General features: G+C 35.6%; 12 protein-coding genes. 8 read left to right on the top strand and 4 right to left on the bottom strand.

What is annotated here, in order from left to right; all coding sequences use genetic code 11:
- The first annotated feature begins 6 nt into the window (after window positions 1-6).
- The 4 genes from G3A46_RS01545 (at window position 7) to G3A46_RS01530 (ending at window position 4069) form a co-directional block, all read left to right on the top strand.
- Window positions 7-1143 carry a M23 family metallopeptidase gene (locus G3A46_RS01545; RefSeq protein ID WP_165145340.1) on the top strand — a complete coding sequence of 379 codons (1137 nt, stop codon included), beginning with the start codon at window positions 7-9 and terminating at the stop codon, window positions 1141-1143.
- 67 nt (window positions 1144-1210) lie between these two features.
- Complete coding sequence (locus G3A46_RS01540) at window positions 1211-2575, top strand: acyl-CoA dehydrogenase family protein (protein WP_165145337.1); 1365 nt, start codon at window positions 1211-1213, stop codon at window positions 2573-2575.
- Between the two features lie 85 nt (window positions 2576-2660).
- Window positions 2661-3515, top strand: coding sequence for a cupin-like domain-containing protein (locus G3A46_RS01535; protein ID WP_165145334.1), 855 nt, complete (start codon window positions 2661-2663; stop codon window positions 3513-3515).
- 38 nt (window positions 3516-3553) lie between these two features.
- Window positions 3554-4069: a DUF6646 family protein gene (locus G3A46_RS01530; protein ID WP_165145331.1), complete on the top strand. Its 516-nt coding sequence runs from the start codon at window positions 3554-3556 to the stop codon at window positions 4067-4069.
- Window positions 4070-4072: 3 nt separating this feature from the next.
- Here the strand turns inward: G3A46_RS01530 and G3A46_RS01525 are convergent, their stop codons facing one another.
- The 3 genes from G3A46_RS01525 to G3A46_RS01515 form a co-directional block, all read right to left on the bottom strand.
- Entirely contained in the window at window positions 4073-4552 is a 480-nt protein-coding gene (locus G3A46_RS01525) for a regulatory protein RecX (RefSeq protein WP_165145328.1), read from the bottom strand.
- 197 nt (window positions 4553-4749) lie between these two features.
- Window positions 4750-6294, bottom strand: a complete 1545-nt coding sequence (locus G3A46_RS01520; protein WP_165145325.1) for an Rne/Rng family ribonuclease — start codon at window positions 6292-6294, stop codon at window positions 4750-4752.
- Window positions 6295-6670: 376 nt separating this feature from the next.
- Window positions 6671-6961 carry an HU family DNA-binding protein gene (locus tag G3A46_RS01515; protein ID WP_139854125.1) on the bottom strand — a complete coding sequence of 97 codons (291 nt, stop codon included), beginning with the start codon at window positions 6959-6961 and terminating at the stop codon, window positions 6671-6673.
- Between the two features lie 129 nt (window positions 6962-7090).
- Between G3A46_RS01515 and mutY the strand changes: the two genes are divergently transcribed.
- The 4 genes from mutY (at window position 7091) to gldD (ending at window position 10617) form a co-directional block, all read left to right on the top strand.
- Entirely contained in the window at window positions 7091-8155 is a 1065-nt protein-coding gene (gene mutY / locus G3A46_RS01510) for an A/G-specific adenine glycosylase (RefSeq protein ID WP_165145322.1), read from the top strand.
- 112 nt (window positions 8156-8267) lie between these two features.
- Window positions 8268-8723, top strand: a complete 456-nt coding sequence (ssb, locus tag G3A46_RS01505; protein WP_165145319.1) for a single-stranded DNA-binding protein — start codon at window positions 8268-8270, stop codon at window positions 8721-8723.
- A gap of 21 nt (window positions 8724-8744) precedes the next feature.
- Window positions 8745-10067, top strand: a complete 1323-nt coding sequence (locus G3A46_RS01500) for a gliding motility-associated protein GldE (protein ID WP_165145316.1) — start codon at window positions 8745-8747, stop codon at window positions 10065-10067.
- Window positions 10054-10617 carry a gliding motility lipoprotein GldD gene (gene gldD / locus G3A46_RS01495; protein WP_206735936.1) on the top strand — a complete coding sequence of 188 codons (564 nt, stop codon included), beginning with the start codon at window positions 10054-10056 and terminating at the stop codon, window positions 10615-10617. The genes G3A46_RS01500 and gldD overlap by 14 nt, the downstream gene beginning before the upstream one ends.
- Before the next feature lie 78 nt (window positions 10618-10695).
- Here gldD and G3A46_RS01490 read toward each other — a convergent pair whose 3' ends face one another.
- Window positions 10696-12750: a pitrilysin family protein gene (locus G3A46_RS01490; RefSeq protein ID WP_165145313.1), complete on the bottom strand. Its 2055-nt coding sequence runs from the start codon at window positions 12748-12750 to the stop codon at window positions 10696-10698.
- Between the last annotated feature and the right edge of the window lies 1 nt (window position 12751).

The raw sequence follows: 12751 nt of genomic DNA, 5'->3' as shown, positions 1-12751 counted from the left end.
CTCGCAATGAATCAAAGAACATTTATTATCTTATTTTTTTTAGGATTACTACTTGCGGTTTGTAAGGAAGATGTTCAAGAGAAAGTAGAAATTTCTGAAAAACCTTTAAAACTCCCTGCGCGTTTAGCTTATGATCAACAATTTTCTGAAAACGACTCAACTTTTATTCGTTGGAAGGAAGCTTTTCAAAATGCTAAACACGACAACCTTCAAATAACGCTTCCGTATTCTGAAAGTGGAGTTTATACCGAAGATGAATTAAATGTTTACAGTTATAACATTCAACTTAAAGAAGGGGAACGAATAGTTGTAGATCTTCAAAAACAAGTTGATTCCAGTTTAGTTTTTATTGACTTTTTTGAAGTGAAAAAGGATTCCTTAAGGCTGCTTAAAAGCGCTGAAGAATTTGAATCTATGTTTTCAAAAGAAATCGAAGAATCGGGTTTATACAAGCTAATTCTTCAGCCGCAATTAAACATGAAAGGCTCTTTTCAGTTAAAAATATATTCTGAACCGCTATATCCGTTTCCAGTTGTTGGCGGGGTTAATAAAGATATTCAAGGGTTTTGGGCAGACCCACGGGATACGGGAAGTCGTTCCCACGAAGGAGTGGATATTTTTTCCGAGCGAGGAACACCAGTTATTGCAATTACGGATGGAACAATCTCTTCTACAGGAAATGGCGGGTTTGGTGGATTACAGGTTTGGATAACCGATAAATTAAAGAAAAAAAGAATTTACTATGCCCATTTAGACAGCTTTATAGTTTCTGAAGGTGACAAAGTGGAAATTGGTGATACTATTGGTTTTGTTGGAAACACGGGTAATGCTATAGAGCTTCCTCCACATCTACATTTTGGAGTTTACAAAGAACAAGGTGCTGTAAACCCAATTTCATTTATAAAGAAAACCGAAATTCAAACCATTGATCAACCTTCAATAGTTAATCGAGCTGTGGTTAAAAGGCATATTGCTGAGGTTCGAAAAGGTCCAGCTTCAATTTTTCCTCAATTATCGGTGGTGCGAAAAAATGACACTATAAGCGTATTGGGAAAAAGCCAAGAATGGTTTCATATTCAATCTTCAAAAGGTTTAAAAGGATATGTATACGAGAGGGAAGTTACTCCACTTTCATCAAATTAACTTTTATTTAGCCATTCACAAATTCACATAGTGGTATCTTTAGGAGTCAACTCTTAAAAAAACCACTATGTCTATTTTCAAAAAAATAAAGCAAACAATAAGTTTAATGCAAGATATAGATCTTGATGCCTTGGGGAAACTTTCACAAAAAGTTGATTTACCAGAAATAATGAAATCGGTTGGGGAACTCGATGATAGGCAGTTGGCTGGCTTAATGAAAATGCTAAAACATAAAGGAGGCAAAAAGGGGCAACATAAATTACCTCCTATAGATGGAGATTTTTATGATTTGGCATTAAAATTAACACCTGAGCAACGCGAGCTACAAATTAAAGTGCGCAATTTTATGGAAGATGAGATAAAGCCAATTGCAAATGAGTATTGGAATAAAGCTGAATTTCCATTTCAAATTATTCCAAAAATGGCTGAACTAGACATCTGTGGAATAGCATACGAAGGTGTAGGGTCGCAAAATCACCCGTTTTTAATGGAGGGAATTATAGCTATGGAACTGGCTCGAGTTGATGTCTCCATCTCTACATTTTTTGGCGTCCACAGCGGTCTTGCAATGGGTTCGATTTATGTTTGCGGAAGTGAGGAGCAGAAACAAGAATGGTTGCCTAGAATGCAGCGTATGGAGCTAATAGGAGCCTTTGGGCTTACAGAACCAGAAGTAGGCTCGGCAGTGGCAGGTGGTTTAGGAACAACTTGTAGAAAAGAAGGAGATGATTGGGTTTTAAACGGACAAAAAAAGTGGATAGGCAATGCTACGTTTGCCGATGTTATTATTATTTGGGCGCGTGATGAAGCTTCAGACCAAGTAAAAGGTTTTTTAGTACGTAAGGAAAACCCCGGTTTCAAGGCGGAGAAAATGGAGAACAAAATGGCGCTGCGTACCGTCCAAAACGCTATCATAACCCTTACCAATTGTCGAGTACCGGAAAGTGATAGATTACAGAAATGCGATTCGTTTAAAGACACGGCAAAGGTTTTACGAATGACGAGAGCAGGAGTGGCTTGGCAAGCCGTTGGATGTGCACGTGGAGCTTACGAAGCTGCATTAAAATATACCAAAAAGAGGGAGCAATTTGGAAAGCCAATCGCTTCCTATCAATTAATTCAAAATCACTTAGTAGAAATGGTTGCCAATTTAACGGCAATGCAAACTATGTGTTTCCGACTTTCAGAATTGCAGGATGAAGGATTATTAACAGATGAACACGCTTCCCTTGCAAAAGTGTTTTGTAGCATGCGAACTCGCGATGTTGTAAGTCGCGCTCGAGAGGTAATGGGCGGGAATGGAATTCTTCTAGAATACGACGTAGCTAGATTCGTAGCAGACGCCGAAGCAATTTACAGTTATGAAGGCACTAAAGAAATCAACACCCTAATTGTAGGGCGCGCAATTACGGGGTATAGCGCTTTTGTTTAATCATTTATTGATAAATGCTTAAAGTTATATTAACAATCTCGCTAGGATAGCTCTAGATTAGTAAATTTGCACTAAGATTAAAGCTATGAAATTAAAGGAAATAGATAGGGTAAAGGCCATTACCAAAGAAGATTTTCTGAATAATTACTTTAAACCCCAAAAACCAGTTGTAATTGAAAGGTTTATAGAGGATTGGCCAGCTTATACCAAATGGAATTTAGACTATATGGCTGAAGTAGCAGGGGACAAGACGGTGCCTTTGTATGATGATCGACCTGTAAGTCATAAAGATGGGTTTAATGAGCCGCATGCCGAAATGAAAATGAAAGAATACGTAGCCCTTCTTAAAAAGGAACCTACTAAATACCGAATCTTTCTTTGGAATATTTTAAAAGAAGTTCCACAACTTCAGAAGGATTTTTCATACCCAGATTTTGGGTTGAAACTGATGAAAGGCTTGCCGATGCTCTTTTTTGGAGGGAAGGATTCTTATACCTTTATGCATTATGATATCGATTTGGCAAATATCTTCCATTTTCACTTTCAAGGTAAAAAGGAAGTGATTCTCTTTGACCAAAACCAGAATGACTACTTGTATAAAATCCCTCATTCTCTAATTACGAGAGAAGATATAGATTTTCACGATCCAGACTACACCAAGTGGCCCGCCTTAAAAAAAGCCGAGGGATATATTGCTAATTTAGAACACGGAAATGTGTTGTATATGCCGGAAGGGTATTGGCATTATATGCGTTATATAACACCAGGTTTTTCAATGAGTTTACGCGCCATTGCTAGAAACCCGAAAAATTTAGCTAAAGCAATTTACAATATTGTTATTATGCGTTACTACGATCAATTTATGCGAAAAGTTAAGGGTCAGAAATGGATTGATTGGAAAAACGAACAAGCCATTGTTCGCACTAATAAAACACTTTAATAATTGTATAATTAACTATATTCGCCAAAAAATTTAAGATGAAAACATTTGCAACTATAATAGCCCTTTTTTGTTTACAATTAACCTTTGCTCAAGCTTATACTGGGAAAGGAGATATAAAATTTCAAGTTGGTGCCAATTTACAAAATAACGGTACAGGAGTTATGACTAGTTTAGACTTTGGAATGGGTGAAAACATTTCTGTAGGACTTACTTCTTCTTATCTGCTAGATGTTAAAAAATACATTACACCTGCAGGTAATGAAGAGCCCATAGCAAAATTTGCAGACCGTTTTGATTTAAAAGCAAGGTTTAATGCCAATTTAGGTAATGTGATAAATGTGGATGAAAATTTTGATGTGTATCCAGGGCTTAATGTAAGTTTAAAGAATTTTGGAGGGCATTTAGGCGCGCGTTATTTCTTTACTAGTGGCTTTGGTGTATTCACAGAAATGAATGTCCCTTTTGCAAAGTATAACACCGATACTTTAACACCTGCTGAAAAGCTACACAATCAAGTAACTTTTAATTTGGGAGCTTCTTTTAATTTGTAATATTTATTTATTCAGAATTTCGTTAATTTTAGCGTAAACCAGCTCAGGCTCCCAACCTCGGTAAAAAAGATAGTCGGCAAGTTTTTTTCTTTTTTTCTGAATATTCGTTTCTGATTCTAGTTGCTTAATTCGTTTTTCAGCTAGAGTTTCAAATGTTTTGTAGTAGTCTACATCTGGTATTTCCTTTAGCGCAATTTTAATGTTGAATTTTGAAATTTGTCGCATTTTCAATTCATTCACTATTCTATTTCGTCCCCATTTTTTCGTTCTAAACTTTCCACGGGCAAAGGTTTGAGCAAACCTTGTTTCATTTAAAAAATTGTGACGTAATAAGTGGTCAATAATTTCATCTATCGCTAAGGGTATCATACGCATCTCGTAAAGCTTTTGCTGCACTTCCTTATGGCAACGCTCCTGGTAGGCGCAATAGCGTTCTAATCGCCTTTTAGCTTCATCTACGGTATATGTTTTATTTTCATTCATAATATGAAAGCTAGTGACTTTAAATGCTACTAGGGCTTAAGATCAGTTAGATTTCCCTAGCATCTTTACTATAGTTATTCTGCTAATATTGCATTGCAAAGTTCGCAAAGAAATCTTACATAGGTCGGTTGTAACATTAGAAACTTAAAGACACAAAAAAACCCCTTTTGAAGAATTTCTTCAAAAGGGGTTTAAAATTATTTTATCAGTTTTCCATCTTTATCGTGGAAATGATATTCGAGATATGTGTATGCATCTCGAGGTTGAATTTTCACCCATTTTTTATGTTCCAAAAACCATTTGGTTCGGACGCTTGGGAAACCTTTGGTTAAAAAGGCTGCTATAAAAGGATGTGTATTAAGTGTTATCTTTTTATAGTCTTTTTTGAAAAGGCGTTTTACCTCTTCGTTAATTCTGTTTATAACGATTATAGGTGCTTCAATCTCGCCATCGCCTCCATTACTAGGATCTTCTTCGCGAGTTTTGATGTTCATCTCTGGCCTAACTCGTTGACGGGTTATTTGAATTAACCCAAATTTACTTGGTGGGAGTATTTTGTGCTTTGCTCTATCGTCCTTCATTTCATCACGAAGGTGGTTGTAGAGCTGTTTGCGGTGTGCGGCGCTTGCCAGATCGATAAAATCTACCACAATTATTCCTCCCATATCGCGTAACCTAAGCTGTCTTGCTACCTCGGTAGCAGCAATTAAATTCACTTCTAACGCTGTGTCTTCCTGTGTTTTTTGCTTGTTACTTCGGTTACCACTATTCACGTCTATTACGTGCATGGCTTCTGTATGTTCTATAACTAAATAAGCTCCTTTACTACCTGTAACAGATTTTCCGAAAGAAGTTTTTATTTGTCGTTCAATTCCAAATTTTTCAAACATTGGAACATTAGAATCATAATGCTTTACGATATTGTCTTTGTTTGGTGCAATCTCCTGCACATAATCTTTTATTTGCAAGTATAGAGTTTCATCGTCGATATGTATTGCTGAGAATGAATCGTTAAACATATCGCGGATTAGAGAAGCTCCTCTATTTAGCTCGCTTAGCACTTTTGAAGGGTGGTGCGCCCCTTGTAGCTTCTTACACATCGCTATCCAGCGTTCCATAAGATTCTGTAAATCTTTGTCCAGTTCTGCTACTTTTTTGCCCTCGGCTACGGTACGTATAATAACGCCAAATCCTTTTGGTTTAATGCTTTTAATCAAGCGTTTTAACCTGTCTTTTTCTTCGTTACTTTCTATTTTTTGAGAAACAGAAACACGATCAGAAAATGGAACCAATACAATATATCTTCCGGCTATAGATAGCTCAGAGCTTATACGGGGTCCTTTGGTAGATATGGGTTCTTTTACTATTTGAACCAAGATAGATTGATTGTTTTTCAAGGCATTATTAATGTTGCCATGCTTGTCAATCTCTTTTTCGAATGGGAAGTCTTTTAGAGTATAATCTTTTAGTTTTCCTGTACTTACACCTTTAACAAATTTTAAAAGTGAAGATACTTTAGGGCCGAGATCGTGATAGTGTAAAAAACCATCTTTTTCGTAACCCACATTTACAAAGGCGGCGTTTAAACCTGGGACTGTTTTACGTATTTTGGCAAGAAAGATGTCGCCAACCGTAAAATTATTATCCTCTTCTTCTTTGTGAAGCTCTATAAGTCTTCCATCCTTTAATAGGGCAAAATCAACTTCTTGTGAACCGGACCTAATAAATAATTCGTAGTTCACGTTACATTAATTTTGTAGTCCCGATGTATAATCGGAACTTATTAAACAATATTTTTTCACAGGTTTTTAATTAAAACCCGGCGAAACCGCACCAAAACCAAAAGAAGGTTGTTGCAATCTCATTTTCAAAGAACGATATTTCGTTTGTTTTATTTGGCAACTACACCTAAGGGAAGTTGCCAAATTACTTTTAAAACAGAAAAAGTAGTTTAGAACTACTTTTTCTTCTTATGACGGTTAGCGCGACGACGCTTTTTACGTTTGTGAGTCGCTACCTTATGTCTTTTTCTTTTCTTACCACTTGGCATACTAAAGTCTTTTTTTATGTTCCATCCCTTCCTCGAAATTCATCGAGTCGGAACCAAACTGGTTATTACTATTTTATTTCCACATTGGTTTTTACTCCTTCAACAAATACTTTTGCAGGTTTAAAAGCCGGGATATTGTGAGCAGGGATTTTTATTGTTGTGTTTTTTGAAATATTTCTTCCAGTTTTTTCGGCTCTAGTTTTAATAATAAAACTACCGAAACCTCTTAAATAAACGTTGTCACCACCTTCAAGAGAATTCTTCACTTCTTCCATAAAGGTTTCAACAGTAGCTTGAACTTCATTCTTTTCCATTCCTAATCTTTCTGAAATCTTAGCTACGATATCTGCTTTCGTCATTATATGTGTATTTTAATTAATTATTCTTTTACTAGAGTTTTTTTGGGTCTGCAAATATACATATTTTAAAATCAATAAATCAAAGCATAATCCTTTAAAATTTAATGGAATATAGATTATTTTTACCCAATGTCAATTTTAAACCCTCACTTTTCCAAAAGGCTAATTTCGTGGTATTTAGATAATAAGCGAGATCTCCCATGGCGAAAAACAGTAAGTCCATATCATATTTGGCTGTCAGAAATTATGCTGCAACAAACGCGAGTTGCGCAAGGATTACCCTATTATTTAAAGTTTATAAACGCCTATCCTACGGTTCAAGATTTAGCAAATTCACCTGAGGATGAAGTTTTGAAACTATGGCAAGGATTAGGATATTATTCTCGAGCACGAAACCTTCATGCTACTGCCAAAATGGTAACCGATGAAATGAATGGCGTTTTTCCTGATAACTATAAGGACTTATTAAAATTAAAGGGAGTAGGAGAATATACCGCAAGCGCTATTGCAAGTATATGCTTTAATGAGCCGCAAGCGGTAGTTGATGGTAATGTTTATAGAGTGCTATCTCGTGTTTTTGGAATATCTACACCTATTAATAAAGGAAATGGACCAAAAGAATTCAAAAATCTAGCCCAACAATTAATAGATAAGAAGCAACCTGGCACTTTTAACCAAGCTATTATGGAATTTGGAGCGAGACATTGTGTGCCTAGAAATCCAGATTGCAATAGTTGTATTTTTAATGATAGTTGTGTTGCTTTTCAGAAGAATGAAGTAGAGGAATTACCTGTAAAAATTAAAGCTAAACCCGTAAAGAAAAGATATTTTAATTATCTAGTTGTTCTATCAGAAAATGAAAACACTATACTTCAACAACGAATCGGGAAGGGAATTTGGCATAAACTTTTTGAGTTTCCATTGGTTGAAACTCCAGAGGAAGTCGACATCGAGGCTTTAAAAAACCTCCCACAGTTTCAAGATTTTTCAGAAAACTTAGATATTAGAAGTATATCGCTTTTTAATGAAGAGGCAGTGGTTCATAAACTTTCGCACCAACATTTATACACCCGTTTTTGGATAATTGAAACACCTAAAGATGGTCAAGCCGATATTCCTATTTCTGAAATAAATAATTACGCAGTCCCAGTTTTAATAGAAAATTTTGTTTCAGAATTTTTTGAAAACTACTAAATCTATTTTAGGTTTATAGCTTTCATTTAAATCATTCTATATTAAAACTTAAAAAAACCGTATATTTAGAACACAAGATTTACCTTTGCATAAATTATAAAATAAAGAAAATATGAGTGGAACATTGAACAAAGTTATGTTAATTGGACATACGGGCGATGATGTAAAGATGCATTACTTTGAGGGCGGAAATAGTATTGGACGATTTCCTCTGGCTACAAATGAAACTTATGTAAACAAAACTACAAACGAGCGTGTTACAAATACAGAATGGCACAATATTGTAGTTCGAAATAAAGCTGCTGAAATTTGTGAGAAGTATTTAAAAAAGGGCGACATGGTTTATATTGAAGGCCGTTTAAAAACTCGCAAATGGCAAGATGATAAAGGATTGGATAGATATAGCACAGAGGTGCATTGTACTGACTTTACGTTCTTGACACCTAAAGGAAGCGGAAACGAAACCCCGCAAAATAATCCAGAACAAAATGTTCAAAAACCACAGGCTACTCAACCATCTCAGGCTGCAAAGTCTATTACTGAAGAAGAGGACGATCTTCCTTTTTAATGTTTAACTAAATTCATCAAATTGGATACAGAACCCCCAGGTTTACTATTATTAATTAATACTTTGGACTTTACTCATATAACAAGTATTGTTTTGCTTGTTGTTTTATTAGGCTGCTCTGCGCTGATTTCGGGTGCCGAAGTGGCTTTTTTCTCTTTATCTTCTTCAGATTTTGAGACTAATAACGAGAAAGCAATTGCTAAAAAACTTGCTATAGTAGAAAAGTTACTGTCGAAACCGAAAAAGCTTTTGGCAACGATTCTTGTGGCTAATAACTTCATAAACATTGCTATAGTGCTGCTTTTCGATTCGATGAGCGATCTTTTATTCTCTAATATTCTAACGAATTACTACGGTGTAGATATTCGTTTTATTATAGAAGTTGGAGTTGTGACTTTTCTAATCTTGCTTTTTGGTGAGATACTGCCTAAAATTTATGCAAACAGAAATGGGATTTCTTTTGCTGTTTTTATGGCACAACCTCTAAATGTTTTGGATACTTTACTGTCTCCAATTAGTTCTCCTATGCGATCGGTAACATTGTTTTTGCACGATCGTTATGGTAAGCAAAAATCAAATATTAGTGTAGATCACCTATCACAGGCGCTAGAACTTTCTAATCAGGATACTACCTTTGAAGAACAAAAAATTCTACAGGGAATTGTTACTTTCGGAAATACAGATACCAAGCAGGTGATGAAAAACCGAATGGATATTTTCGCAATTAGTGAAGATCAATCCTTTAAAGAGATTCTTCCTGAAATTATTCAACACGGCTATTCGCGAATTCCAGTTTACAAGGATAGCATGGATAATATTACTGGCGTATTATATGTAAAAGACTTAATTCCATACACAGATAGAAAAATCCTAGATTGGAAGACTTTGAAACGCGAAGCGTATTTTGTGCCTGAAAACAAAAAGCTAGACGATTTGCTGAATGAGTTTAAGGAAATGAAAATGCACCTTGCAATTGTGGTGGATGAATATGGAGGAACTAGCGGACTAATTTCTTTAGAAGATATTATTGAAGAAATTGTAGGGGAAATTAGCGACGAGTTTGATGATGAAGATCTTATTTTCTCTAAGCTAGACGACAATACATTTATCTTTGAAGGGAAAACACCTCTGAAAGATTTTTACAAGGTGATAAAGCTAGATGACCCTGAAGAGTTTGAAGATAATAAAGGAGAAGCAGAAACGTTAGCTGGTTTCCTACTTGAAGTATCAAAGGGATTCCCTAAGAAAAACGAAAAAATATTATTTCACGGTTATGCGTTTGTAATTGAAGCTTTTGAAGGCAAACGTATAAAACAAATAAAAGTTACAATTGAAAATCTATAAACGTATACTCTCCTCAATAATTTTACTTTTCATATGTGTTTCATGTGAAGATGAGGTTACAGTGAAACCTGCTGCCCAGCTGAGGTTAGATTACCCTATTCCTGAGTACAAAACAGTAGATCCTAATTGTGCTTTTTCTTTTGAAATGAATGAGAATGCAGTTATAGAAAAGAAAGATAATTGCGCTCTAAACATTCAATATCCTAGAATGAAAGCAACAATTTATATGACATACCAGCAGGTAAGAGCTAACAATCTAGATTCATTACTACAAGATGCTCAACGTCTAGCTTACGACCATACTATTAAGGCAAATAGCATACCTGCATATCCTTTTGTAAACCCAGATTCTAAGGTGTATGGAATGTTTTATATGATAAATGGAAATGCGGCAACCCAAGCAGAATTTTATGTGACCGATAGTATTCGTCACTTTGTAAATGGTGCTGTGTACTTTAAAGCAAAGCCAAATTACGACTCTGTTTACCCTGCAGCAGAATATCTTCGTGAAGATATTAGAAGAATTATGGAAACGATAGTTTGGGAATAAATAGTAAAACTATTCAATAGAAAAACCGCATTAGAACTAAATCTAATGCGGTTTTTTTATAAAGCTGAATCTCGTTGGTTATTCGAAATCTGAATCAGCTACACCTTCGTTAATTGAAACTTTACTTACTTTAAAAGTTAATTCTTGAGGTCCTGCAGACTGCTTAATTGTGAAAGGGAATTTAATTCCATTTACTTCAGTGTAATCGTCGTACACAACTGTAGTTGAAATTTTTTGTCCATTCATTTCTTGAGTTGAAACCTCTTTAACTTTCAATCCACTTTCTTTATCGTAAAAAGCTTCTTGTCCTTCTTCTAAAACAATAACATAAGCACCTTCTTCAACGCGATCTAGTTTTGCGTCTTTAGCAGAAAGTTCAGCAAATGGAACAGCTTGCTTTTTTGCAGCTTGGTTTTGCTCGTCTGTATAATCCATTTTTTGTCCTTGTCCAGACATATAGCCTTTTTCTCCATCGAAAATCACTTTTTGAAGTGGAGCACCACCCATAGAAACTATCAGTGAAGATTGGTTTTTAGTGGTTTTCTTGATTTCAAGACCTAACTGCATACCTTGCATTTCTGCTCCGGCTTCCATTTTTACAGTCTTAACATCTGCTAAAGCTTTGCGCCCTCCAATTGCATCGATGTATTTGTTTATTACAGATTCAGCAGTTACTCCAGATTCAACAGGCATATTGTAGTTTGGCTCTGTAGTTGGGTTTCCTTCTTTATCAAAATAGTACACAGGAATTTGTCTTCCTTCGTGGTTTTTTAGGTTTTTAAGTCCTTCTAATACTTCAGAACCTTTACCTACTACTACAATACGAAGATTACCTGGCTTGTAATATTTTTTTGCTACACGTTGAACATCTTCTGCTGTAACAGCATTTATCTTTTTAAGATATCCAGAGTAAAAGTCTTTAGGAAGGTTTTGAGTGTAAACTTCTAGCGCAAGGTTTGCGATAGTAGACGGACGCTCAAGTGCCAATACAAAATCACCAACATACTTCGCTTTAGCGTTAGCTAATTGTTGAGCTGTTACTTTATTATCACGGATAAAACGAATTTCCTTTAAAGTTTCCACAACTGCACTATCAGTTACTTCATTACGTACACTAGTAGTAGCTACAAAACGAGTAATGTTTTTATCTGCTCCTGTACTTGAACGTGCTCCGTAAGTCCATCCATTAGCTTCACGAAGATTCATATTCAATAAACTGTTGAAACCACCTCCTAATATTCTATTTGCAATAAGAACTGCAGGGTAGTCAGGGTCGTTCATCTTAAGAGTAACCAAGTTTTGTACAGCAATTTCACTCTGCACAGCATTCGGCATGTCGATAAAGTTAACTTGTGTAAACTGAACATCTTTAGGAGTGCTATACACTACAGAAGGCACTGGATTTTGTTTCCAATCGCTAAGGTGCTCACGAACTAAAGCTTCAACTTGGTTTTGCTTAACGTCTCCTACAACTGCTAAATAAGCATTTTTAGGATTAAAGTAGTTTTCATAAAACTCTTTTACGTCGTTTAAGGTTAATTTTTCAACTTTTTCAATGGTTGTAAATTCTCCTTTTGGGTGATCCTTCCCGTAAATTAATGCTGAACGTAGGTTAGAAGCAACTGCCGAAACACTTTTTTCTTGGCTCTTTAAACCGTCGATCATTTTGTTCTTTTCTTTTTGGAATTCCTCTTCAGTGAATAATGGGTTTTTTATACCATCAGACATAAGCTCCATAATTCTTGGGAAATATTCAGAAAGTGAACTAGCATAAGCGCTCTCTGAACCAAAAGAAATGTTAGCACCTAAATAATCTACTTCTTCGTTGAAATCGTCTTTAGAAATGTTTGTTGTACCATTACCCAACATTGCAGATACTATTGCTTCTACACCCGCTTTTTTCCCAGATGCATGTAATGGGTTGTCAATTACTAGTTGTACACGTACAGCAGGAAGTGTGTGGTCTTCTACTACAAGCACTTTTAAACCATTATTTAGATTAAAAGTACCTGGTTGCGTTACGTTTATTGTAGGTGCAGGGCCTGGTTTAGGTTGTTTACTGCGATCTATCTGCGCAACTGCTAGCGTAGATACAAAAATACTTGCTATTAATAGGTATATATGTTTTTTCATC

The sequence above is a fragment of the Aequorivita sp. KMM 9714 genome, assembly GCF_011065475.1.
Classification (GTDB): Bacteria; Bacteroidota; Bacteroidia; order Flavobacteriales; family Flavobacteriaceae; genus Aequorivita; species Aequorivita sinensis.
The sequence above is the reverse complement of the archived record's forward strand: the minus strand, read 5'-3'. Positions and strand labels throughout refer to the sequence as shown.

What these genes read in the sequence shown, in the direction of transcription:
- G3A46_RS01545 (WP_165145340.1), top strand. Translation starts at nt 7, where the DNA reads ATGAATCAAAGAACATTTATTATCTTATTTTTTTTAGGATTACTACTT.
- mutY (WP_165145322.1), top strand. Translation starts at nt 7,091, where the DNA reads ATGTCAATTTTAAACCCTCACTTTTCCAAAAGGCTAATTTCGTGGTAT.
- G3A46_RS01535 (WP_165145334.1), top strand. Translation starts at nt 2,661, where the DNA reads ATGAAATTAAAGGAAATAGATAGGGTAAAGGCCATTACCAAAGAAGAT.
- G3A46_RS01530 (WP_165145331.1), top strand. Translation starts at nt 3,554, where the DNA reads ATGAAAACATTTGCAACTATAATAGCCCTTTTTTGTTTACAATTAACC.
- G3A46_RS01490 (WP_165145313.1), bottom strand. Translation starts at nt 12,750, where the DNA reads ATGAAAAAACATATATACCTATTAATAGCAAGTATTTTTGTATCTACG.
- G3A46_RS01525 (WP_165145328.1), bottom strand. Translation starts at nt 4,552, where the DNA reads ATGAATGAAAATAAAACATATACCGTAGATGAAGCTAAAAGGCGATTA.
- G3A46_RS01515 (WP_139854125.1), bottom strand. Translation starts at nt 6,961, where the DNA reads ATGACGAAAGCAGATATCGTAGCTAAGATTTCAGAAAGATTAGGAATG.
- G3A46_RS01540 (WP_165145337.1), top strand. Translation starts at nt 1,211, where the DNA reads ATGTCTATTTTCAAAAAAATAAAGCAAACAATAAGTTTAATGCAAGAT.
- ssb (WP_165145319.1), top strand. Translation starts at nt 8,268, where the DNA reads ATGAGTGGAACATTGAACAAAGTTATGTTAATTGGACATACGGGCGAT.